We start from the raw sequence: 21,911 nt of genomic DNA on the forward strand, positions 1-21,911 counted from the left end.
ATCCCATGCTGACGATCGACGCCATGACCTTCGACAGCGCCAGCCTGGCGTTGACGCAGGGTGAGGCAGCGATCAGCGCTGGCGAGACCGTGTTCGATCTGGCCGGCGTGAAGTCGGCCGATTCGTCGGGCGTGGCCCTGCTGCTGGCCTGGCAGCGCCGCGCACTGAGCGCCGGGCACCAGCTCACGTTCATCAACGTGCCGGACAACGTGCGCAAGCTCGCGGCCCTGTACGGGGTCGACACGCTGGTCGCACCAGCATGAATACGGGCAGCTTAGGCTGCCCGTTTTTTTTGCGCGTTTCACCATCGGTGCCCGCACGGCGTCCCGCCGGGTTTCTCCGCCTGGCCCGCTTGACATGGCGATTTCACCTATAATGGACTGTTTCCCTGCACGGTCCTGGTGCGTTCCCCAGCCGGCCTCCGTTTTGTTTTGACTATCGCGCGTCGCGCCTCCCATTTCGCATGACTGCAATCCAGATTGACCGTGTCGAGAAGAGCTACAAAGGCTTCAAGGCACTCAAGGGCGTGTCCCTTTCCATCGAAGAGGGCGAGTTCTTTGGCCTGCTTGGCCCGAATGGCGCCGGCAAGACCACCCTCATTTCCACCATCGCGGGCCTGATCCGGCCCGACGCCGGCAGCGTGAAAATCCACGGCCACGACGTCGTGACCGATTTTCGCGAAGCGCGCAAGCGCCTGGGCGTCGTGCCGCAGGAGCTGGTGTTCGATCCGTTCTTCACGGTGCGCGAAACACTGCGCCTGCAATCGGGCTACTTTGACATCCGCAACAACGATGGCTGGATCGACGAAGTGATGCACAACCTCGATCTGACCGACAAGGCAGACGTGAACATGCGCGCGCTGTCGGGCGGCATGAAGCGGCGCGTGCTGGTGGCGCAGGCCCTCGTGCACCGTCCGCCCGTCATCGTGCTGGATGAACCGACCGCCGGCGTCGACGTCGAACTGCGCCAGACGCTGTGGAAGTTCATCGCGCGCCTGAACCGTGAAGGCGGCCACACGGTGGTGCTCACCACCCACTATCTCGAAGAAGCGCAGGCCATGTGCCAGCGCGTGGCGATGCTCAAGCAGGGCAATGTGGTGGCGCTCGACACGATGAGCACCCTGCTGCGCCGCGTCTCGGGCTCCCAGCTGGTCGTGCACCTGAAGTCCGGCGCACTGCCGGCTGAACTGCGTCCGCTCGTGTCGCACGACGAACCCAATAACGGCAACAACAAATACACGCTGCGCGTGAACGACTACGCCGACGTCGAACCGATCCTGGCGCGCCTGCGCGAAGCCGGCGCCGTCATCGACGAGATGCAGCTGCAGCAGGCCGACCTGGAAGACATCTTCATCCAGATCATGGAAGAGGGTAAGCAATGAATCTGTTCTCCATCGGGTTCCGTACCCTGTTCTATAAAGAGTCGCTGCGCTTCTGGAAGGTGGCCACGCAAACCGTCGCCGCGCCGGTCGTCACCGCCATGCTGTACCTCGTCATCTTCGGCCATGTACTCGACGGCCGGGTCGAGATGCTCGAGGGCGTGGCCTACACGTCATTCCTGATTCCTGGCCTGGTCATGATGAGCGTGCTGCAAAACGCGTTCGCCAATTCGTCCTCGTCGCTGATCCAGTCCAAGATCAGCGGCAACCTGGTGTTCATCCTGCTCGCGCCCCTGTCGCACGCCGAGATCCTGGCGGCGTATGTCGGCGCGGCGGTGCTGCGCGGGATCGCGGTCGGTGCCGGCGTGTTCGCGATTACCGCCTGGTTTGCGCACCTGACCTTTGTCGCGCCCGTGTGGATCGTCGTGTTCGCGATCCTGGGCGCCGCGATTCTCGGCACGATGGGCGTCATCGCCGGCATCTGGGCCGAAAAATTCGACCAGCTGGCCGCGTTCCAGAACTTTTTGATCATGCCGGCCACGTTCCTGGCCGGGGTGTTCTATTCGGTACAAAAACTGCCGCCATTCTGGCTGGCCGTCTCGCATTTCAACCCGTTCTTTTATATGATTGACGGGTTCCGTTACGGGTTCTTCGGCCAGTCCGACGTGTCGCCGTGGACCAGCCTGGCCATCGTGTCCGTGTTCTTCGCGGTGCTGACGGCCATGGCGATCAACCTGCTCAAGCGCGGCTACAAGCTGCGCCACTAAAAATTTTTGGAGTTATCGTGGCCACCACACCCGAACTGATACACGGCTATCTCAGCGCCGGCCTGGAATGCACCCACCTGACCGTCAATGGCGACGGCCAGCACTTCGAGGCGGTGATCGTCTCGCCGGCGTTCGTCGGCAAGCGCTCGATCCAGCGCCACCAGATCGTGTACGCCGCGCTGGGCGACCGCATGCGCGAGGAAATCCACGCGCTGTCGATGAAAACCCTGACCCCTGAAGAATTCAAAGGCTAATCATGGACAAGCTCCAGATCGTTGGCGGCAAGCGCCTGCAAGGTGACATCGCGATTTCCGGCGCCAAGAATGCGGCGCTGCCCATCCTGTGCGCGGGCCTGCTCACCGCAGGTGACCTGCACCTGTCCAACGTGCCGCGCCTGCATGACGTGCGCACGATGCTCAAGCTGCTGGAAACCACCGGCCTGAAAATCGATCTGGACGACGAACACGTCACCATGAACGGCAGCGCGATCAACAACCTGGTCGCGCCGTACGAACTGGTGAAAACCATGCGCGCCTCGATCCTGGTGCTGGGCCCTCTGCTGGCGCGCTTCGGCGAAGCCAAGGTCTCGCTGCCGGGTGGCTGCGCCATCGGCTCGCGTCCGGTCGACCAGCACATCCAGGGCCTGCGCGCGATGGGCGCCGAGATCACGATCGAAGGCGGCTACATCCACGCCAAGGCCACGAAGCTCAAGGGCGCGCGCATCCGCACCGACATGATCACCGTGACCGGCACCGAGAACCTGCTCATGGCCGCAACGCTGGCCGACGGCGAGACGGTCCTCGAAAACGCCGCGCGCGAGCCGGAAGTGACCGACCTGGCCAATCTGCTGGTGGCCATGGGCGCCAAGATCGACGGCATCGGCACCGACCGCCTGGTGATCCAGGGTGTGCCGGAACTGCACGGCGCCAGCCACGCGGTGATCTCGGACCGCATCGAAGCGGCGACCTTCCTGTGCGCCGTTGCGGCCACCGGCGGCGACATCCAGCTGACCAATACCCGCACCGACATCTTCGACGTCGCGCTCGACAAACTGCGCGAAATCGGCCTGCAGCTGACCGTCGGCGCGGACACCATCCGCGCCAAGATGGACGGCCGCCCGCAGCCGGTGTCGTTCCGCACGACCGAGTATCCGGGCTTCCCGACCGACATGCAGGCGCAGTTCATGGCCGTCAATACCATCGCCGGCGGCGCCTCGCGCGTGACCGAAACGATTTTTGAAAACCGCTTCATGCACGTGCAAGAGATGAACCGCCTGGGCGCGCAGATCACGACCGACGGCAATACCGCGTTCATCGACGGCGTCACGCGCCTGATCGGTGCACCGGTCATGGCAACCGACCTGCGCGCCTCGGCTTCGCTCGTCATTGCCGGCATGGCCGCCGAAGGCACGACGCTGATCGATCGCATCTACCACCTCGATCGCGGCTACGACCGCATGGAAGTGAAGCTGTCGGCGGTGGGCGCCGACATCGTCCGCATCAAGTAATCACATCGAATCACCATGACTTTTACCAGCAATACGGACGAGACCCAGCTGATCCTGGCGCTGTCCAAGGGCCGCATCTTCGAAGACACCCTGCCGCTGCTGTCGGCCGCCGGGATCGAGGTGCTGGAAAACCCGGAAACCTCGCGCAAGCTGATCTTGCCGACCAATGACCCGGGCGTGCGCGTGCTGATCGTGCGCGCCTCCGACGTGCCGACCTACGTCCAGTACGGCGCCGCCGATTTCGGCGTGGCCGGCAAGGACGTGCTGCTCGAGCATGGCGGCGAAGGGTTGTACCAGCCGATCGACCTGCGCATCGCCGAATGCCGCATGTCGGTCGCCGTCAACGCGGGCTTCGACTACGAAAGCGCCGTGCGCCAGGGCGCGCGACTGCGCGTGGCGACCAAGTTCGTCAACACGGCGCGCGAGCACTTTGCCCGCAAGGGTGTGCACGTCGACCTGATCAAGCTGTATGGCTCGATGGAACTGGCGCCGCTGGTGGGCCTGTCCGACGCCATCGTCGACGTGGTCTCGACCGGCGGCACGCTGCGCGCCAACAACCTGGTCGAAGTCGAAAAAATCATGGACATCTCCTCGCGCCTGGTGGTCAACCAGGCTGCGCTCAAGCTCAAGCGCGAGCGCCTGCAACCGATCCTGGACGCGTTCGAACGCGCCTCCAAAGCAAAAGGCTAGACGCAAAATGGCAGTACAGATCCGCAAGCTCGATTCGACCGCACCCGACTTCGCCACCACGCTGAGCGCGCTGCTCGCGTTTGAAGCCGAAACCGACGACGCCATCGAACTGGCCGTGGCCGGCATCCTGCGCGATGTAAAAGCGCGGGGCGACGCCGCCGTGCTCGAATACACGAACAAATTCGACCGCATCCCGAACGGCGGCGCGACCTCGATGGCGCAGTTCGACGTTCAGCAGGCCGAGCTCGAAGCGGCGCTGGCTGCGCTGCCCGACGACCAGCGCGCCGCGCTGCAGGTGGCGGCCGACCGCGTGCGCGTGTACCACGAGCGCCAGAAAGAATCGTCGACCGGCTTTACCTTCACCGAGCCTGACGGCACCGTGCTGGGCCAGCGCGTCACACCCCTGGACCGGGTCGGCATCTATGTCCCCGGTGGCAAGGCGGCGTATCCATCGTCGGTCCTGATGAACGCGATTCCAGCCCACGTGGCGGGCGTCAAGGAAATCATCATGGTCGTGCCGACCCCGGACGGCGTGAAGAACCAGATGGTGCTGGCCGCGGCGGCAATCGCCGGCGTCACGCGCGTGATCACCATTGGCGGCGCACAGGCCGTCGGCGCGCTGGCGTATGGCACCGAGACCATCCAGGCCGTCGACAAGATCGTCGGCCCCGGCAACGCGTATGTCGCCGCCGCCAAGCGCCGCGTGTTCGGTACCGTTGGTATCGACATGATCGCGGGCCCGTCCGAAATTCTCGTGCTGTGCGATGGCACCACCGATCCGGACTGGATCGCGATGGACCTGTTTTCGCAGGCCGAGCACGACGAACTGGCGCAAGCCATTTTGCTGTGCCCCGACGCCGACTACATCGCCAAGGTCGAAGCCAGCATCCAGAAGCTGCTGCCAACGATGCCGCGCGCGGCCACCATCACGACGTCGCTGGGCGACCGTGGCGCGTTGATCAAGGTGCGCAGCATGGATGAAGCCTGCGAGATCGCCAGCAGCATCGCGGCCGAACACCTCGAAATCTCGGCTGAAGATCCACAACAGTGGGCCGATAAAATCCGCCACGCCGGCGCGATGTTCCTGGGCCGTTACTCGTCCGAGTCATTGGGCGACTATTGCTGCGGCCCGAACCACGTGCTGCCGACGTCGCGCACGGCGCGCTTCTCGTCGCCGCTGGGCGTGTACGATTTCCAGAAACGCTCGTCGATCATCCAGGTCAGCGAAGCGGGCGCGCAAACGCTGGGCAAGGTTGCGGCCACGCTGGCGTATGGCGAAGGCCTGCAGGCGCACGCGCGCAGCGCGGAACTACGGCTGAACCCCGTCCCACCCCAGGCATCATGAACGACTGGGTCAACCAGGTATTCTGCGAGGATGCGCTGCTTGGCTTGGCGCGCATCCCGGACGGGTCCATCGACCTGATCCTGACTGACCCGCCGTACAACCTGGGCAAGGACTATGGCAACGCGTCGGACCAGCAAAGTGTCGAGGCCTACCTGGCCTGGACCGAGCAGTGGATCGACGCGGCAGTGCCGAAGCTCAAGCCCAACGGCAGCCTGTACATTTTTCTCACGTGGCGCTTCACGCCCGAGATCTTCGTGATGCTGAAAAAACGCATGACGATGATGAACGAGATCATCTGGGACCGCCGCGTGCCGTCGATGGGCGGCAGCGTGCGCAGCTTCTCGTCGGTGCACGACACGATCGGCTTTTTTGCCAACCGCAAGGACTACTACTTCGACCTGGACGCCGTACGCATCCCGTATGACGCCGCGACCAAGAAGGCCCGCTCGCGCTCGATCTTCATCGGCGCCAAGTGGCTCGAAGTGGGTTACAACCCGAAGGACGTCTGGAGCGTGTCGCGCCTGCACCGCGAGCATCCGGAGCGCGCCGACCACCCGACGCAAAAGCCCCTCGAGATCATCGAGCGCATGGTCAAGGCCTCGTGCCCGCCGGGCGGGATCGTGCTCGACCCGTTCATGGGCAGCGGCACCACGGCCATCGCCGCCAAGCGCCTGGGGCGCCAGTACACCGGCTTCGAACTCAATCCCGCGTATTGCGCCATCATCCACGAGCGCCTGGCGGCGCCGGAGGTGCCAATGACCGGGGCAAAAAAACGCAAGGCGGCCAAGGCCGCCATGGCCACACTCTCCACGGAAGAAACTTCATGACCGACATCGCCAAACTGATCGAGAACACCATCCGCGCCGACGTGCGCGCCGTGGGGGGTTACCACGTGCCGGACTCGGTTGGCTACGTCAAGCTCGACGCGATGGAAAACCCGTACCAGCTGCCGGACGACCTGCGCACGCAACTCGGCGCGCGCCTGGCCGATGCCGCCCTGAATCGGTATCCGGTGCCGTCGTACCGCACGCTGAAGGACGCCATCTGCGCCAAGCTGGGCATCCCGGCCGGCTACGACGTCCTGCTCGGCAATGGCTCGGATGAGCTGATCACGATCCTCGCGACCACCATCGCGCGCCAGGAACGCGACGGTTCGAAGCGCGCCGTGGTGATGGCGCCGGTGCCGGCGTTCGTGATGTTTTCGCGTTCGGCGCAGTTTGCCGGCGCCGATTTTGTCGGGGTGCCGATCAAGCCCGACTTTTCGCTGGACCTGCCGGCCATGCTGGCCGCCATCGACGAGCACAAGCCGTCGCTGGTCTTTCTCGCCTACCCGAACAACCCGACCGGCAACCTGTACGACGCGGCCGACATGGAAGCGATCATCAACGCGCTCGGCGAATCGGGCGTGGTCGTGGTCGACGAAGCCTACCAGCCATTCGCCAAGGTCAGCTTCATGGACCGCCTGCCGCAGCACCCGAACCTGGTCGTGATGCGCACGCTGTCAAAGCTCGGCCTGGCCGGCATCCGCCTTGGGTACATGACGGCGGCCGCGCCGCTGCTGGCCGAATTCGAGAAGGTGCGTCCACCGTACAACGTGAATATCCTGACCCAGGTGGCGGCCGAATTCGCCCTTGAGCATCTGGATGTGCTGGATCGCCAGGCCGAGCTGCTGAATGTCGAGCGTACCCGCCTGGCCGCAGAACTGGCTGGCCTGCCGGGCGTGGAAGTGTTCCCGTCGGCCGCCAATTTCATCGCGCTGCGCGTGCCCGATGCCGAGCGCGCCTGCAAGCTTCTCCACGGCGAGAAGGTCCTGATCAAAAATTTGAGTAAAATGCACACATTGCTGGCCAACTGCATCCGTGTCACGGTCAGCACGCCGCAAGAGAACGACCAGTTCCTGACCGCCCTGAAGGCTTCCCTGTAGTAGCGTCCCGTAGTTACGTACCTTGAAAAGCGCCCGAGCAATGACCCGTACCGCCGACATTACCCGCAATACCAACGAAACGCAGATCCGCGTCTCGATCAACCTGGACGGCACCGGCCGCCAGAAGCTCAACACGGGCGTGCCGTTCCTTGACCACATGCTCGACCAGATCGCACGCCACGGTATGTTCGACCTCGAAGTCGAAGCCGTGGGCGACCTGCACATCGACGCGCACCACACGGTCGAAGACACCGGCATCACGCTCGGCATGGCTGTGGCCAAGGCCATTGGCGACCGCAAGGGCATCCGCCGCTATGGCCACGCCTACGTGCCGCTGGACGAAGCGCTATCGCGCGTCGTGATCGACTTCTCAGGCCGTCCGGGCCTGGAAATGCACATCCCGTTCACGCGCGCCATGATCGGCACGTTCGACGTCGACCTGACCGGCGAATTCTTCCGCGGTTTCGTCAACCACGCCGGCGTGACGCTGCACATCGATAACCTGCGCGGTGTGAACGCCCACCACCAGTGCGAAACCGTGTTCAAGGCATTCGGCCGCGCGCTGCGCATGGCCAGCGAGCTCGACGAACGCGCCGCCGGCATCATCCCGTCGACCAAGGGCAGCCTGTAAGGCGAGACGCGACATGGCCAATAAAATTGTTGTGGTCGATGGACTGGGCAACCTGCGCTCGGTGGTCCAGGCGCTGCGCGCTGCCGCGCCGGAAGCCGACGTGCTCGTTTCCAGCTCGGCCGCCGACCTCGATGCGGCCGACCGCATCGTGCTGCCAGGGCAGGGCGCGATGCGCGACTGCATGAGCAGCCTGCGCGAATCGGGCCTCGAAGATGCACTGCTGCGCGCCGCAAAAACGCGCCCGATCATGGGCGTGTGCGTGGGCGAGCAGATGCTGTTCGATGCCAGCGAGGAAAACGGCGGCACGCCCGGCCTGGGCCTGTTGCCAGGCAAGGTCGTGCGCTTTCAGCTCGACGGCAAACTGCAGAACGACGGCTCGCGCTTCAAGGTCCCGCAAATGGGCTGGAACCGCGTGCGCCAGTCGCGCGCCCACCCGCTGTGGGACGGCGTCGACGACAACAGCTATTTTTACTTCGTGCACAGTTATTACGCAGCGCCCGAAAACGCGCATGATGTGATCGGCGAAGCCGATTACGGCGGCCCGTTCTGCTGCGCTGTCGGCCGCGATAATATCGTCGCCACCCAGTTCCACCCGGAGAAAAGTGCGGCAGCGGGCTTGCGCCTGTACCGCAATTTCATTCACTGGAATCCTTGACGCATTTGCGTTAAATTCGTTCTGTTCAACCCCCCGTTAACTCTACCGACAACGACCATGCTGCTGATCCCCGCCATCGACCTGAAAGACGGTCACTGCGTTCGCCTCCAACAAGGCGATATGGAACTCGCCACCGTGTTTTCCGAAGATCCTGCCGAAATGGCGCTGCATTGGCTCAAGCAGGGCGCGCGGCGCCTGCACCTGGTCGACCTGAACGGCGCATTTGCGGGCAAACCAAAGAACGAATCGGCCATCAAGTCGATCCTGCAGATCGTGCAGGAATACGCCGAAGACAATGGCATCGACGAGATCCCGGTCCAGCTGGGCGGCGGCATCCGCGACCTCGACACGATCGAGCGCTACCTGGATGACGGCATCAGCTACATCATCGTCGGCACCGCCGCCGTGAAGAACCCGGGCTTCCTGCACGACGCCTGCGGCGCCTTCCCGGGCCACATCATCGTTGGCCTGGACGCGCGCGACGGCAAGGTCGCCACCGACGGCTGGAGCAAGATGTCGGGCCACGAAGTGATCGACCTGGCCAAGAAATTCGAAGGCTACGGCGTCGAATCGATCGTCTACACCGACATCGGCCGCGATGGCATGATGGGCGGCGTGAACATCGACGCGACCGTCAAACTGGCGCGCGCGGTGAAGATTCCCGTAATCGCCTCGGGCGGCGTGCACGTGCTGGCCGACGTGGAAGCGCTGTGCGCGGTGCAGGACGAAGGCATCGAGGGCGTGATCTGCGGCCGCTCGATCTACGAAGGCACGCTCGACCTGGCCTCGGCCCAGGATCGCGCCGATGAACTGACCGAAGGGACGCAGGCGTAAAGCCGGGCCTACCGCCCCCAAGCCGTCGTTCCCGCGAAGGCGGGAACCCAAGCCCTCAAGCGCAGTCGATGTGCTTGCAGACTTGGGTCCCCGCCTTCGCGGGGATGACGTGCATAAGCTAACGCAGAGATTTCTATGCTCGCAAAACGCATTATCCCCTGCCTGGACGTCACCGGCGGCCGGGTCGTCAAGGGCGTCAACTTCAACGAGTTGCGCGACGCCGGCGACCCGGTCGAAATCGCGCGCCGCTATGACGCGCAAGGCGCCGACGAAATCACTTTCCTCGACATCACCGCCTCGAGCGATGGCCGCGACCTGATCCTGCCGATCATCGAAGCTGTCGCCTCGACCGTGTTCATTCCGCTCACCGTCGGTGGCGGCGTGCGCAAGGTCGAAGACGTGCGCCGGCTGCTCAACGCCGGCGCCGACAAGGTCAGCATGAACACGTCGGCCGTCACCAATCCGCAACTGGTATTCGACTGCGCCCACAAGCACGGTTCGCAGTGCATCGTGGTGGCGATCGACGCCAAGCAGATCGCGCCGGGCCGCTGGGAAGTCTTCACCCATGGCGGGCGCAATGCGACGGGGCTGGACGCCGTCGAATGGGCGCGCAAGATGGAAAGCCTGGGCGCCGGTGAGTTGCTGCTCACGTCGATGGACCGCGACGGCACCAAGTCGGGCTTCGACCTGGGCTTGACGCGCGCCGTGTCCGACGCCGTGGGCATCCCCGTGATCGCCTCGGGCGGCGTCGGCGGCCTGGAAGACCTGGCCAACGGCATCCTGCAGGGCCACGCCGACGCCGTGCTGGCGGCCAGCATTTTCCACTATGGGCAGCACACGGTCGGGGAAGCCAAGCGCTTCATGCATGACCGCGGTATCCCGATGCGCCTGGAGTAACGCAATGACAACGAATGCCAAATGGCTCAACAAGGTGCGCTGGGATGAACAGGGCCTGGTGCCCGTCATCGCACAAGAGGCCACCAGCGGCGACGTGCTGATGTTCGCCTGGATGAACCGCGAAGCGCTGACCCGCACCGTCGAATCGGGCGAAGCGGTGTACTGGAGCCGCTCGCGCAAGAAGCTGTGGCACAAGGGCGAGGAGTCCGGCCACATCCAGAAGGTGAGCGAGATCCGCCTGGACTGCGACGAAGACGTCGTTCTGCTCAAGATCGAACAGGTCGGCGGGATCGCCTGCCATACCGGACGCCACTCGTGCTTCTTCCAGAAGTACGACAACGGCGACTGGCACAGCGTCGAGCCGGTGCTGCAGGACCCCGACACGATTTATTCAAAAGACAAGAAGACCCCATGAGCGTTACCCTGGCCCGCGTCGCGGCCGTCATCGAATCGCGCAAACCCGCCAATGGCGGCGACCCGGCCGCATCGTATGTCGCCAAGCTGTTCGCCAAGGGCGACGACGCCATCCTGAAAAAGATCGGCGAGGAAGCCACCGAACTGGTGATGGCCGCCAAGGACGCCCGCGTCGATGGCGATGCCTCCAAGGTGCTGTATGAATGCGCCGACCTGTGGTTCCACTCGCTGGTGCTGCTGGCCAAGTTCGACCTCACGCCGCAGCAGGTGCTCGACGAGCTGGCGCGGCGCGAAGGTGTCTCGGGGCTGGACGAGAAAGCCGCGCGCACCGACGCCTGAGTCTGCACGCCGGCCCGCGTGCATGGCTGGCGTGCCAACCCGCCGAACCGGTGTCATAATCAGTCCTTCGTCGTCATGCCGATGTCATGGAGCCTTGGTAGGATGCCCGTGCTCGCTTGCGTGTCATGCAATGTAATCATCTGGAGACCGAATGGATAACTGCATTTTTTGCAAGATCGTTGCCAAGCAGATTCCGGCTGCCATCGTTTATGAAGACGACGACGTGCTGGCGTTCAAGGACATCAATCCGGCAGCGCCCGTGCACTTGCTGGTGATTCCAAAGGTGCACGTGGCCACGTTGTCCGATTGCACCGACGAGCATGCGGCGTTGTTGGGCAAGATGCTGGCGCTGGCGCCGAAACTTGCCGAGCAAAATGGTATTGCGGTCAAGACATCCGCCGATGGCACGCCAAGTGGCGGTTTCAAGACGCTGATCAATGCCGGTCCGGATGGCGGGCAAGAGGTGTATCACCTGCACTTGCACATGTACGGCGGTCCGCGTCCATGGCGCGGGCTGGGGCTGTAGGCAGCGTCTAAGTCTGGGTTAAGTTCGGGTTAAGTTCGATTAGGAGCAGTGCGCTCCCGCATCGCATATACTCGGTGTGTATGCAGTTTGCGCTTCACTAATTTTTCAGGCGCCAGGCGCCATCAGGAGAACAACATGGGTGGATTGAGTATTTGGCACTGGGTCATCGTGCTGGTGGTCGTGATGTTGATTTTCGGCACCAAGAAGATCAGCAATATGGGTTCCGATCTGGGCAAGGCCGTCAAGGGCTTCAAGGATGGCGTCAAGGGTGACGAAGAGCGCGCTGCCGAAGCAGAAGCCGCCCGTGTCCAGGCAACGCAGCAGGTGGCCGACAAGTCGACCATCGACGTGGAAGCCCGCGACAAGACCCGTCTGTAACCCGGCGTCCTCATGATCGATCTTGGACTGTCGAAAATCGCGATCATCGGCGTTGTCGCGCTGATCGTGATCGGGCCGCAAAAGCTGCCCAAGGTGGCGCGCATGGCTGGCACGCTCTATGGGCGTGCCCAGCGTTACCTGCATGACATCAAGTCCGAGGTCAGCCGTGAAATCGAACTCGACGAACTGCGCAATCTGCACAAGGAAGTGCAGGACCGTGCGCAGTCGTTCAAGAACGATGTCGAATCAGCGACGAGCGAATTCGGCTCGTCCGTGACCAGCCATGTCGATGAAGTCGAAGCGCTGTGGGACGAGCGCGGCTCGCATGAAAGCGCGCACGTCATCACGCCCACCGTGGCGGACATCGACCGCAAGGCCAAGGACTTCCGCCGCAAGAAGCTGGTGCGCACGTCCAGCGTGCCGGCCTGGTACAAGAACCGCCATGGCACCAAACGCCATGTGATGTCGGGCGCGGCCCGCGTGCGCAAGTACCGTCCCGGTGCCGGCACGAATTCCACTTCCTCTTTTTTCTGATCGCCTAGCTGATGACTGAACAAGCCGCCGGCGAAGATACCTTCATCTCGCACCTCGTCGAGCTGCGTGACCGTCTGGTCAAAGCCTCGATCGGCATTGCGATCGTGTGCGCCGCGCTGATGGCGTGGCCTGGCCCGTCGCACATCTATGACCTGATCGCCGCGCCAATGATCGCGTCGCTGCCGCCAGGTTCGACCATGATCGCCACCGGCGTGATTTCGCCGTTTCTGGTGCCGATGAAGGTCACGCTGCTGCTATCCTTCATCCTGGCGCTGCCCTGGGTGTTCTACCAGGCCTGGGCCTTCATCGCGCCTGGCCTGTACGCGCACGAAAAGCGCCTGGTGATGCCGCTCGTGATTTCGTCGTCGCTGCTGTTCATCGGCGGCGTGGCGTTCTGTTACTTCTTCGTGTTCGGGCGCGTGTTCCACTTCATCAGCGCGTTTGCGCCGACGTCGATTGCCGTCACACCGGATATTGAAAACTACCTCGATTTCGTGATGTCGATGTGCCTGGCGTTCGGCGCCTCGTTCGAAGTGCCGGTGGTCGTCGTGATCCTGGTACGCATGGGCATCGTGCCGATCGAGAAGCTGCGCGAAGTACGCTCGTATGTCATCGTCGGCGCGTTCGTCATCTCGGCGATTGTCACGCCGCCGGACGTGGTCAGCCAGCTGGCGCTGGCCATCCCGATGTGCCTGCTCTACGAGTTGGGCCTGATGGTTGCACCGATGTTTGCCCGCGCCACGCGCGCACCCGAAGAAACGGCGTAACAGAAACCCGCAGCCGGGCATCGTCGCCGCACCCCAACCCACGTCGTTCCCGCGCAGGCGGGAACCCAAGTCAGCAGGCGTGCCCTGCGGCGTAAGCCAAAGCCGGCACGACGCGACGAACTGGGGTTCCCGCCTTCGCGAGAACGACGTACCGGATGCTATTGCACCTTTACTGCATCAGTTCCGAAATCATCTTGACCGGCGCATTGCCGTAGCTCAGGAACTGATCGTGGAATGCCTTCAGGTTGAAACGCTCGCCCAACTGCGCCTTGCGACGTTCGCGCAGTTCCATGATCTGCTCGTAACCGCTGTAGTAGCTGGTCAGCTGGACCGACGTCAGCGTGGCGCGGCGCCATTTCTCATCGGCTTCCTGGCGCGTCTGGAAGGCCTGGCGCGTCAACAGGTCGATTGCCTGGGCCTGGTTCATGCCGTTCACGTGCACGCTGTAGTCGAGGATCGTGTTGGTCACGCTGCGCAAATTCCACTTCGAGTACATCAGCCACATCTCGGGTGCGTTGTCGCCATAACCCGATTCGAGCATCATGCGCTCGCCGTAGACCGCCCAGCCTTCGACCATCGCGCCATTGCCGAACAATGACTTGATCAGCGACGGCGAACGGTTCGCGTGCACCAGCTGCGCATAGTGGCCCGGAATCGCTTCGTGGATGTTCAGGATCTGCAGGATCCACTCGTTGTACTCGCGCAGGCTGCTCTCGGCCTGGGCATCCGTCAGGCTGTCCATCGGGGTGACGTTGTAGTACGTCTTGTCCTTCGAGCGGTACGGACCGGGCGCATCGATGCTGGCACCGGCCACGCCGCGCTGGTACATCGGCGTTTCGCGCACTTCGAGGGGTTTGCTCGGGTCGAGCGTCAGCAGGTCATGCTTGATGACCCAGTCCTGCAGCAGCGGGATCTGGCGCCGGATCTCGGTGAAGAAGTCCTGGCGCTTGACGTGACGGGCGGACAGCTTGTCGATCATCATGCCGATCTTCTGGAAGCGCTCGGCTGGCTTGGTCACGCCGGCCATGTAGCGCGGCCACAGTTCGTCCGAAATCTTGTCCATGTGCGTAAGCAGCTCTTCGCGCGTGGCCAGGGCCTTGCGGTAGGTCTGCTCGGCGCTGCTGGACGACTGGATGTCGAGCGCGAACTTCTGCTCGTACAGCGCCTTGCCGATGCGGAACGGCCGGGCCTGGCCATTGGCGGCCTGGCGCTTTTCCATGTCGCTCAAGAAGTCGACGTAGCCCAGCACCGCGGTGCCGGCGTTGGCGATGCGCTGCGCGAAGATGGTCTTTTCCTGCGTGGTCAGGATCGATTCCTGGGCCGCCTTGCCCAGGTCGGCCAGCACCGCCAGCGTACCCGGCGCCTGGCTGATCGCCAGCTGGGTGTGCTCGCGCGTCGGCGTCTTGATCGACGCCTGCGCGGCCGCGTAATAGGCCGGCACGTCGGTCAGGCGCTTGAGGATCGTGCGCAGGCGCTGCGGCTTGGCCGCGTAATCGGTATTGAGGATCAGGTCGAGCGGCGCGGCGATGTTGTAGGCCGACGGATTCCACTCGAACTCGCGCCAGGTGGTCAACGCCCAGCGGTCCTTTTCCAGCTTGTTGAGCAGCAGCACCAGGTCGGTGCGGTAGCGGGGCGAGAGCTGCTTCGGATCGAGCTTGCCGAATTTTTCCAGCCACTCGTTGGCAAAGGCCAGCTGCTTGGCGCGGGTGGCAGGGTCGGGCAGCGTCAGGTTTGCGGCCTGGTCGAACTTGCCGACATAGATGCCGCCTTCCGGATCGACACGCCACAGCGCGGTCAGGTACTGCATGCTCAGCGTGGACATGCGGCGATCGAGGCGACCTTCGCTGGCCTTCGCCGGCGCGACGTTGTCGCTGGCGCTGGCACTCTTGCTGGCAACAGCGGCAGTCGCACCGATGGCGGCGGCGCCGACGACGGCCTTCTTGGCCTTGGTCGACTTCTTGACGACCTTGGTCGATTTTGCTTTGCTCTTGGCTGGCTTGGTGGCGGCGCTGGCCGGCGCCAGTGCGAAGCAGGCCAGCAAGGCTGCCAGCGCGATTTTCGTTTTTATCATCGTATTCGGCCCTGTAACAAGTGTGAATTCGTGATCCGCAACGGCGCGAATCGCGTGCAGGTTAGCACCAAACCCGCCGTTTGCGGACGGATGAAACATTCCGACACGAACGGGACAAAGTGCAATATTACTGTTCTATCAAGGCGGCGCTATCTGCCCAGTCCCGTGCGCAGCATGTCGAGCATGTCCGCTGGCGACATGCGTGCGGCCATCTCGGTGCCTTCCAGCAGGCTGTCGGCCAGGTCGCGCTTATGGCGGTGCAGGTCGACGATGCCTTCTTCGATCGTGCCGCGCGCGACCAGCCGGTAGATCGTGACCGGCCGCTGCTGCCCCATCCGGTGCGCGCGGTCCGAGGCCTGGTCTTCCACCGCCGGGTTCCACCACGGGTCCATGTGGATCACGTAGTCGGCCGCCGTCAGGTTGATGCCCACGCCGCCCGCCTTCAGGCTGATCAGGAACATGTCGCCATCGCCCGCCTGAAATGCGTCGACCCGCTTCTTGCGTTCCTGCATCGGCGTGGACCCGTCGAGGTACTGGTAGCGCACGCCCTGCGCGTCGAGGTGCTGGCGGATCAGGCTCAGGTGGTCGACGAACTGGCTGAACACCAGCACCTTGTGGCGGTTCTCGATCAGGTCCGCCGTGAGGCGCGCGAATGCGGCCAGCTTGCTGCTGATGATGCCGGCGCCCGGCGCGACCAGTTCGGGATTGCAGCAGGCACGGCGTAGCCGCATCATCTCGGCCAGGATCTCGATCGACTTCTGGCCTTCGGGCGCCTCGAGCGCAGCCAGCTTGTCGAGCGCCTGGCGCCGCAGCGATTCGTACAGCGCGCTTTCCTCGGCGCTCAGTTCGACCGGGATGACGATCTCGGTGCGCGGCGGCAGTTCGGCCAGCACCTGCGCCTTCGTGCGGCGCAGGATGAATGGCGCGGTCAGGCGCCGCAGGCGCGCGCGGGCGGCGACTTCGGCACGCCGGTCCTTCACCTTCTCGGACTGGGCTTTCTCGATCGGGCCGGCAAAGCGCAGCTGGAACTGCTCGGCGCTGCCCAGCAAACCCGGATTGATGAAGCGGAACAGGTTCCACAATTCGCCCAGGTGGTTTTCCAGCGGGGTGCCGGTGGCCGCCATCCGGAAGTCGCCCTGCAGCGCCATCACGGCCTGCGAGCGCTTGGTGTGCATGTTCTTGATCGCCTGCGCTTCGTCCAGCACGATGCTGTGCCAGCGGCGGCCCTTGAAGCGCGCTGCCTCCTGCTGCAGCAGGCCGTAGCTGACGATGACGACGTCGAACGGCCCGGCATCGTCCACCGTCGCGGCGCGCTCGCCGGGCCCGAACAGTTTCAGGTTCAGCGTCGGCGCAAAGCGCGCTGCCTCGTCGATCCAGTTCAGGCACACGGTCGTGGGCGCGACCACCAGCGCCGGGCCGTCCGTGGCGCGCGTGAGCAGCAGCGCCAGCGCCTGCAGCGTTTTACCCAGACCCATATCGTCGGCGAGGCAAGCGCCCACGCCCCAGTGGGCCAGACGGGCCAGCCACTCGAAGCCGTCGAGCTGATAGTCGCGCAATTCGGCCTGCAAGGTCGAGGGCAGCGTGGGCGTGAACGCGGCGCTGTCGGCCATGCGCACCAGGTGCGCCTGCCAGGCTTTGTCCCCGTCGACGCTGCCGGCTTCGCCCGCCAGTTCACCCAGCGCGAAGCTGGCCAGCGCGTGGGTGCGGATGCCGTCGCCATGCAGTTCGCCATACGCGCCCAGCTCCATCAGGCGCCGGTGCAGTTCGTCGGACAGGGCCAGGTAATCGTTGTCGCCCAGCGCGACAAACCGGCTGCCGCTTTCGCGCAGCTTTTCCAGCAGCGTGCGCAGGCTCATCACGCGGCCTTCGTCGATCACGATGTCGCCGCTGGCGGCGAACCAGTCGCGCTCGCGCCGGATCTGGACCCGCACCGATTTCGAGGTCGCTTTTTTGGTGACGCGGAACGATTCGCCTTCGGGCCAGGCCACGACGATCGAGGCCGGGTCCAGTGCCCTGAGTTCCTCGACCAGTTCGAGTGCCAGCATCGGCTGGCCGAGCAGCCATTCGCCGTGTTCCTGCTCGCCCTGTTCCAGCACGAGGCAGGCGCCGACGAGCTGACGTTCGGCCTCGCGCTCGGCGTTCAGGTCGCGCTGCGCTTCGGTGCGGATGCCGTCCACATCGGCGATCACGCTGGCCGCGCCTTCGCCGGGGCCGTAGTAGGCGCCGCCGGGCAGCGGGCGCACCAGCAACTGCATGCGCAAGCCTTGCTGGTAGGGGCGCAGGTGAATGTGCATGCGCGCATCGGCCGGCACGGTCTCGATGTCGGCGCTGCTCGCGCCGATGTCCGACTGCACGGTGACGCTGGAGGCCACCGCGCCGATGGCGCGCAGCACGCGGCGCTCGGCCGACAGCGGCACGTCCAGCCCGGCGCCGACGATGGCGGCGATGCGGCGGTGTTCGTCGTTGATGCGCACCAAGCGCAGGCGCGTGGGCGTCTCCAGCGTGATGACCACGTCGCCGTCTTCGTTGTCGATCGGCGGGTGCAGCGCAATGGACACCTTGTCGCCCTGTTTTTTCACCAGCAGTTCCGGCTCGCCCGGCAGCAGTTCGACGCGCGTGCCGGGGGAGGCCATCCAGAACAGCAGCGGATGGCCGACCAGCGCGGCCAGCGCCTTGTGCACTTCGAGTTCAAAGCGGATGCCGCTGCCGGCGTAGTAGCGGCGCCCGGCAATCGCATTGATCGCCTGCAGGTCCTGCGCGGTGAGGAACTCGAGCTGCGCACCTTCTTCGGCCAGGCGTTTCAGACCCAGCGCGCGGCCGCGGCTCCATGCGCCCTGCGCATCGCGCTTCTGCTCGCGCGGTTCGATTTCCTGCACGCCCAGGTGCGGGTCGTGGCGGATCAGCCAGACCAGGCGCGATTCCTTGACCTGCTCCACCGTGAGGGCGGGCTGCAGGTTGATCAGCGCATTGAGCTGGCGCTCCCACGGTTCTTCGCGCGTGAACCAGAGCGCCATGTCGGGCAAACGGTGGCGCTGGCGCAGTTCGCCCGCGCGCGCCTCGTGCATCAGATAACCGGCCTGGCCCATCTGCGCCAGCACGCCGGCCAGCTGCGCCGACCACAGGTCGAAACCGGCCAGTTCGGATTGCGCCAGCATGTCTTCCAGGCGCGCCCGCTGGCTGTTCAATGCAGGAAGCGCCAGCCAGTAGTGGATCAGCGCGCGGAACACGGTCGGTTCCAGCGACAGTTCCCAGCTGCGGGTAGCGAACAGGCCCGCGTCGACGGTGCCGCGCCGGATTTCGTGCAGCATGCCGAGCTGGAACCAGACCGCGTTGTCGGGCCGTTGCACGGCGCGTGTTTCGATCTCGAGCCAGGCGTCGGCCAGCTTGCGGTGCGCCGGTTCGGTGCTGCGCAGCAGGGCAGCCACCGCGATGTGCGCGCAATGGCCGCCGAAGGTGGCCTTGCGCTTGCCGGTCTCGCGTCGCAGCTGCTTCAGTGCCGCTTCGACGCCCGCCAGGCCGCCGTCCACGTCGTCGCGCAGGAGTTGCACGACGCTGCGCAGGAACAGGCCCGGTGAATCGGTCATCTCGGCGACCAGTTCAAGCGCATCGTCCAGGCGGCCGCACAGGATGTAGTGCTCGCCGAGCGCGCGGCGCAGCAGGCTTTCCGGGCTGCTGCGCGTGATGTAGCCTTCGGCGCAGGCGCGCACCGCCGGGGCCAGCGCCGGCTCGCTGCGCACATGCACGACCAGGACATGCAGCACGGTCTCAAGCAGGCGCGGGTGGATACGCTCGATCAGCGCCGGCGTGAACGGGCGCGCGCAGACGTCGACCAGCGGATGCAGATAGCTCGCTTCATGGCAGGCCAGGCAGGCGTCGAGCAGCGGCGTGACGACGTCGATGTCTTGCCGCGTCAGCAGCGCGATGCGCAGCAGGGCCAGGCCCTGGCGGTAGCTGCGCAGCATCAGGTGGCCCTGCCAGTCGCGGCGCACGGTCGATACCGCGCCATACGCGCCTGCGACGACATCGAACAGGCCGCTGTCGAGGGCAAAGTCGAGCACGGGCCAGCTGACCGCCGGGGCCAGCGCAAGCCCGCGTTCGTTGGCGTCGACCAGCAGGCCTTCTGCTTTCAGGCGCGCCAGTTCATCGGCCCACTGCGCGGCCGGCAGCGGGGCATTCAGCGCCCGCATGTGCTCGAGGATGCGCTGGCGGCCCATCGGCTCGCCGGCGATCGCCAGCAGCGTCAGGATCGCGTGTTCTTCGGCGCTGCAGGCCGCGAGTTGCCCCCGCACGTCGCCTGGCAATGGGCCACCCTTCATACGTCGAGATTCTCGATCTCGATCGCGGGCAGGTCGGCCGGCACGGCAATGCCGAACACGCGCAGGTAGAAATACAGCTCGGCTTCGAGCGTGCGCACCACGCTGTCGGCCTTGCGGAAGCCATGGCCTTCGCCTTCGAGCGTCAGGTAGGCCACCGGCAGCTTTTGCGCGCGCAGCGCGTCGACCATGCTTTCGGACTGCTGCGGCGGCACGACCTTGTCGTCCAGACCCTGGAAGAAGATCATCGGGCTGCGCAACTTGTCGCTATGGTGGATCGGCGAGCGTTCGCGGTACACGGCCTGGGCGCGCTCGGGCGGCGCGGTCAGGTAGGCGTTGTAGCGCGACTCGAACTTGTGCGAATCCGCATCCAGCCCGGCCAGGTCGGACACGCCGTAATAACTGGCGCCGGCCTTGAACACGTCGTGGAAGGCCAGCGCCGACAGCACCGTCAGGCCGCCGGCGCTGCTGCCGCGAATCAGCAGGCGCTCCGGATCGACAGCCCCGATGGCCGCCAGGTGGCGTGCACCGGCCACGCAATCCTCGACATCGACCACGCCCCACTGGTGCTGGAGCAGATTGCGGTACTCGCGCCCGAAGCCCGTGCTGCCGCCGTAGTTCACGTCCAGCACCGCGAAACCGCGGCTGGTCCAGTATTGGGTGGAGAGCTTCAGCGTGCTGGTTGCCATGCTGGTCGGGCCGCCATGGCCGATCACGATCAGCGGTGGCAGCTCGTCCGGCAGCGGCGCGTAATCCGGATTCGCCGGCGCATAGTAGAAGGCGTACGCGGTGCGGCCGTTGGCGCTTGGATAGCTGATCGCCAGCGGCACGGCCAGATACGACGTGGCCGGCAGTTGCGGAATCGAGTGCGCCAGCACTTCAAGCGGCGCGCCGGCCAGGTCGATGCGCGCCAGTTCGGGCGCAATGGTGGGCGCGCCGCCCAGCAGCGTGACGATGTCGCCGCTGACCTTCACGTCGCGGATGTCTTCATAGGGCGTTTCCAGTGGCGTCAAGCTGCCGTCGTGGGTGGAAACGATGCCCAGGTGGCTCACGCCCATCTCGATATACGCGCAGACGATCTGTTCTTCCGAGCGGAAAGCGTACTGCGAACCGCCGAAGTTCCACTGCGGGACGGCGAATTCGGCCCAACGTTCGCACAGGGCGTCGACAACGTCTGCGGCATAACGGTACAGATTCCACCAGCCGCTGCGATCGGACACGAAGTGCAGCACGCCGCCTGGCGACCATTCGGGCTGGCAGATCGCTTCATCCGCCCCGCCGGCGATCAGGCGCCGGTTGACGATCGCGCCGTCAGCAGCCACGTCGCCCAGCCACAGCGCGGTGCCTTCCCACGGCATGTGCGGCAGCTCCCAGCACAGCCAGGCCAGCTGGCGGCCATCGGGCGACAGGCGCGGCGCGGCATAGAAGTCGCTGCCTTCGATCAGCACGGTCTCGGCGCCGTCAAAGCCCACCGCGCACAGCGTGTTGACCGGATAGGTCGCGCCCAGCGAATGGTCTTCGCGCACCGCCACCAGGCGGCTTCGCCCGGCGTCGAGCACGAAGTCGGCGAAGCGGTGGCCGGTGTCGGCGGCAGTGACGGCGACCGGCTGGCCATCGTTCTCGACCCGGTACAAGCGGTTGTCCGCATGGTGCGAAAACCAGGCGCCGCCGCTGCTGAGCAGATACGCGCCGCCGCCGTATTCATGCACGCGGCTGCGCACATTGAACGGCGCCGGCGTCAGCTCGCGCGTGCCGTCAGCGTCGTGCACCATCAGCGTCATGCGCCCGCCTTCGCTGGTGCGCCCCTCGAGCCAGCCGATGGCGGCGCCGTCGGGCATCGGCTGCGCCAGTGGCACGGCGCCGGCAGCAACAACGGCAGCAGTGATCGGGGAAGTCCAGGCGCCGCATGGCGTGGCTTGTTTGCTGGTGGCAACGGTCATA

Annotated in this window: 22 protein-coding genes; 19 read left to right on the forward strand and 3 right to left on the reverse strand. The window is 64.9% G+C overall.

Features of this window, described 5'->3' with window-relative positions:
• Positions 1-5 precede the first annotated feature (5 nt).
• The 19 genes from HD842_RS13185 (at position 6) to tatC (ending at position 13,586) form a co-directional block, all read left to right on the forward strand.
• The gene (locus tag HD842_RS13185) at positions 6-263 is read left to right on the forward strand and encodes an STAS domain-containing protein (protein ID WP_229424746.1); all 258 of its coding nucleotides are present in this window, start codon (positions 6-8) and stop codon (positions 261-263) included.
• Between the two features lie 200 nt (positions 264-463).
• Positions 464-1,381, forward strand: a complete 918-nt coding sequence (locus HD842_RS13190) for an ABC transporter ATP-binding protein (protein WP_183555105.1) — start codon at positions 464-466, stop codon at positions 1,379-1,381.
• Entirely contained in the window at positions 1,378-2,145 is a 768-nt protein-coding gene (locus tag HD842_RS13195; RefSeq protein ID WP_183555107.1) for an ABC transporter permease, read from the forward strand. The genes HD842_RS13190 and HD842_RS13195 overlap by 4 nt, the downstream gene beginning before the upstream one ends.
• A 17-nt stretch (positions 2,146-2,162) precedes the next feature.
• Positions 2,163-2,399: a BolA family protein gene (locus HD842_RS13200; protein WP_183555109.1), complete on the forward strand. Its 237-nt coding sequence runs from the start codon at positions 2,163-2,165 to the stop codon at positions 2,397-2,399.
• Between the two features lie 2 nt (positions 2,400-2,401).
• Positions 2,402-3,652, forward strand: a complete 1,251-nt coding sequence (gene murA, locus HD842_RS13205) for a UDP-N-acetylglucosamine 1-carboxyvinyltransferase (protein WP_183555111.1) — start codon at positions 2,402-2,404, stop codon at positions 3,650-3,652.
• A 15-nt stretch (positions 3,653-3,667) separates the two neighbouring features.
• The gene (gene hisG / locus HD842_RS13210; RefSeq protein WP_183555113.1) at positions 3,668-4,342 is read left to right on the forward strand and encodes an ATP phosphoribosyltransferase; all 675 of its coding nucleotides are present in this window, start codon (positions 3,668-3,670) and stop codon (positions 4,340-4,342) included.
• A gap of 7 nt (positions 4,343-4,349) precedes the next feature.
• A complete protein-coding gene (gene hisD, locus HD842_RS13215; protein WP_183555115.1) occupies positions 4,350-5,687 on the forward strand; it encodes a histidinol dehydrogenase in 1,338 nt (445 codons plus the stop codon).
• Positions 5,684-6,514: a DNA-methyltransferase gene (locus HD842_RS13220; protein ID WP_183555117.1), complete on the forward strand. Its 831-nt coding sequence runs from the start codon at positions 5,684-5,686 to the stop codon at positions 6,512-6,514. Before hisD ends, HD842_RS13220 begins: the two co-directional genes overlap by 4 nt.
• Complete coding sequence (hisC, locus tag HD842_RS13225) at positions 6,511-7,611, forward strand: histidinol-phosphate transaminase (protein ID WP_183555119.1); 1,101 nt, start codon at positions 6,511-6,513, stop codon at positions 7,609-7,611. Before HD842_RS13220 ends, hisC begins: the two co-directional genes overlap by 4 nt.
• Before the next feature lie 40 nt (positions 7,612-7,651).
• The gene (gene hisB / locus HD842_RS13230) at positions 7,652-8,242 is read left to right on the forward strand and encodes an imidazoleglycerol-phosphate dehydratase HisB (RefSeq protein ID WP_183555121.1); all 591 of its coding nucleotides are present in this window, start codon (positions 7,652-7,654) and stop codon (positions 8,240-8,242) included.
• 13 nt (positions 8,243-8,255) lie between these two features.
• Positions 8,256-8,897 carry an imidazole glycerol phosphate synthase subunit HisH gene (hisH, locus tag HD842_RS13235; protein ID WP_183555123.1) on the forward strand — a complete coding sequence of 214 codons (642 nt, stop codon included), beginning with the start codon at positions 8,256-8,258 and terminating at the stop codon, positions 8,895-8,897.
• A 57-nt stretch (positions 8,898-8,954) separates the two neighbouring features.
• Positions 8,955-9,731: a 1-(5-phosphoribosyl)-5-[(5-phosphoribosylamino)methylideneamino]imidazole-4-carboxamide isomerase gene (gene hisA / locus HD842_RS13240; protein WP_183555125.1), complete on the forward strand. Its 777-nt coding sequence runs from the start codon at positions 8,955-8,957 to the stop codon at positions 9,729-9,731.
• 135 nt (positions 9,732-9,866) lie between these two features.
• Positions 9,867-10,628 (forward strand): imidazole glycerol phosphate synthase subunit HisF, encoded by a 762-nt coding sequence (gene hisF, locus HD842_RS13245; protein WP_183555127.1) that lies wholly within the window; start codon positions 9,867-9,869, stop codon positions 10,626-10,628.
• Between the two features lie 4 nt (positions 10,629-10,632).
• Positions 10,633-11,043, forward strand: coding sequence for a phosphoribosyl-AMP cyclohydrolase (hisI, locus tag HD842_RS13250; RefSeq protein WP_183555129.1), 411 nt, complete (start codon positions 10,633-10,635; stop codon positions 11,041-11,043).
• Complete coding sequence (locus HD842_RS13255; RefSeq protein ID WP_183555131.1) at positions 11,040-11,381, forward strand: phosphoribosyl-ATP diphosphatase; 342 nt, start codon at positions 11,040-11,042, stop codon at positions 11,379-11,381. Before hisI ends, HD842_RS13255 begins: the two co-directional genes overlap by 4 nt.
• 151 nt (positions 11,382-11,532) lie before the next feature.
• Positions 11,533-11,907: a histidine triad nucleotide-binding protein gene (locus HD842_RS13260; protein ID WP_183555133.1), complete on the forward strand. Its 375-nt coding sequence runs from the start codon at positions 11,533-11,535 to the stop codon at positions 11,905-11,907.
• Between the two features lie 135 nt (positions 11,908-12,042).
• The gene (gene tatA, locus HD842_RS13265) at positions 12,043-12,285 is read left to right on the forward strand and encodes a Sec-independent protein translocase subunit TatA (protein ID WP_183555135.1); all 243 of its coding nucleotides are present in this window, start codon (positions 12,043-12,045) and stop codon (positions 12,283-12,285) included.
• 12 nt (positions 12,286-12,297) lie between these two features.
• Complete coding sequence (tatB, locus tag HD842_RS13270; RefSeq protein ID WP_183555137.1) at positions 12,298-12,819, forward strand: Sec-independent protein translocase protein TatB; 522 nt, start codon at positions 12,298-12,300, stop codon at positions 12,817-12,819.
• An 11-nt stretch (positions 12,820-12,830) separates the two neighbouring features.
• Entirely contained in the window at positions 12,831-13,586 is a 756-nt protein-coding gene (gene tatC, locus HD842_RS13275) for a twin-arginine translocase subunit TatC (protein ID WP_183555141.1), read from the forward strand.
• Positions 13,587-13,755: 169 nt separating this feature from the next.
• On the opposite strand, the gene HD842_RS13280 is transcribed toward tatC, so the two are convergent.
• The 3 genes from HD842_RS13280 to HD842_RS13290 form a co-directional block, all read right to left on the reverse strand.
• A complete protein-coding gene (locus HD842_RS13280; RefSeq protein WP_183555143.1) occupies positions 13,756-15,657 on the reverse strand; it encodes a DUF885 domain-containing protein in 1,902 nt (633 codons plus the stop codon).
• A gap of 149 nt (positions 15,658-15,806) precedes the next feature.
• Entirely contained in the window at positions 15,807-19,973 is a 4,167-nt protein-coding gene (locus HD842_RS13285) for a DEAD/DEAH box helicase (RefSeq protein WP_183555145.1), read from the reverse strand.
• Positions 19,970-21,910 (reverse strand): dipeptidyl-peptidase 5, encoded by a 1,941-nt coding sequence (locus tag HD842_RS13290; RefSeq protein ID WP_183555147.1) that lies wholly within the window; start codon positions 21,908-21,910, stop codon positions 19,970-19,972. Before HD842_RS13290 ends, HD842_RS13285 begins: the two co-directional genes overlap by 4 nt.
• Position 21,911 lies beyond the last annotated feature (1 nt).

This window comes from Massilia aurea (assembly GCF_014200505.1).
Lineage (GTDB): Bacteria > Pseudomonadota > Gammaproteobacteria > Burkholderiales > Burkholderiaceae_D > Telluria > Telluria aurea_B.

What these genes read in the sequence shown, in the direction of transcription:
- HD842_RS13185 (WP_229424746.1), top strand. Translation starts at nt 6, where the DNA reads ATGCTGACGATCGACGCCATGACCTTCGACAGCGCCAGCCTGGCGTTG.
- HD842_RS13190 (WP_183555105.1), top strand. Translation starts at nt 464, where the DNA reads ATGACTGCAATCCAGATTGACCGTGTCGAGAAGAGCTACAAAGGCTTC.
- HD842_RS13195 (WP_183555107.1), top strand. Translation starts at nt 1,378, where the DNA reads ATGAATCTGTTCTCCATCGGGTTCCGTACCCTGTTCTATAAAGAGTCG.
- murA (WP_183555111.1), top strand. Translation starts at nt 2,402, where the DNA reads ATGGACAAGCTCCAGATCGTTGGCGGCAAGCGCCTGCAAGGTGACATC.
- hisG (WP_183555113.1), top strand. Translation starts at nt 3,668, where the DNA reads ATGACTTTTACCAGCAATACGGACGAGACCCAGCTGATCCTGGCGCTG.
- hisD (WP_183555115.1), top strand. Translation starts at nt 4,350, where the DNA reads ATGGCAGTACAGATCCGCAAGCTCGATTCGACCGCACCCGACTTCGCC.
- HD842_RS13220 (WP_183555117.1), top strand. Translation starts at nt 5,684, where the DNA reads ATGAACGACTGGGTCAACCAGGTATTCTGCGAGGATGCGCTGCTTGGC.
- hisC (WP_183555119.1), top strand. Translation starts at nt 6,511, where the DNA reads ATGACCGACATCGCCAAACTGATCGAGAACACCATCCGCGCCGACGTG.
- hisB (WP_183555121.1), top strand. Translation starts at nt 7,652, where the DNA reads ATGACCCGTACCGCCGACATTACCCGCAATACCAACGAAACGCAGATC.
- hisH (WP_183555123.1), top strand. Translation starts at nt 8,256, where the DNA reads ATGGCCAATAAAATTGTTGTGGTCGATGGACTGGGCAACCTGCGCTCG.
- hisA (WP_183555125.1), top strand. Translation starts at nt 8,955, where the DNA reads ATGCTGCTGATCCCCGCCATCGACCTGAAAGACGGTCACTGCGTTCGC.
- hisF (WP_183555127.1), top strand. Translation starts at nt 9,867, where the DNA reads ATGCTCGCAAAACGCATTATCCCCTGCCTGGACGTCACCGGCGGCCGG.
- hisI (WP_183555129.1), top strand. Translation starts at nt 10,633, where the DNA reads ATGACAACGAATGCCAAATGGCTCAACAAGGTGCGCTGGGATGAACAG.
- HD842_RS13255 (WP_183555131.1), top strand. Translation starts at nt 11,040, where the DNA reads ATGAGCGTTACCCTGGCCCGCGTCGCGGCCGTCATCGAATCGCGCAAA.
- HD842_RS13260 (WP_183555133.1), top strand. Translation starts at nt 11,533, where the DNA reads ATGGATAACTGCATTTTTTGCAAGATCGTTGCCAAGCAGATTCCGGCT.
- tatA (WP_183555135.1), top strand. Translation starts at nt 12,043, where the DNA reads ATGGGTGGATTGAGTATTTGGCACTGGGTCATCGTGCTGGTGGTCGTG.
- tatB (WP_183555137.1), top strand. Translation starts at nt 12,298, where the DNA reads ATGATCGATCTTGGACTGTCGAAAATCGCGATCATCGGCGTTGTCGCG.
- tatC (WP_183555141.1), top strand. Translation starts at nt 12,831, where the DNA reads ATGACTGAACAAGCCGCCGGCGAAGATACCTTCATCTCGCACCTCGTC.
- HD842_RS13280 (WP_183555143.1), bottom strand. Translation starts at nt 15,657, where the DNA reads ATGATAAAAACGAAAATCGCGCTGGCAGCCTTGCTGGCCTGCTTCGCA.
- HD842_RS13285 (WP_183555145.1), bottom strand. Translation starts at nt 19,973, where the DNA reads ATGAAGGGTGGCCCATTGCCAGGCGACGTGCGGGGGCAACTCGCGGCC.
- HD842_RS13290 (WP_183555147.1), bottom strand. Translation starts at nt 21,910, where the DNA reads ATGACCGTTGCCACCAGCAAACAAGCCACGCCATGCGGCGCCTGGACT.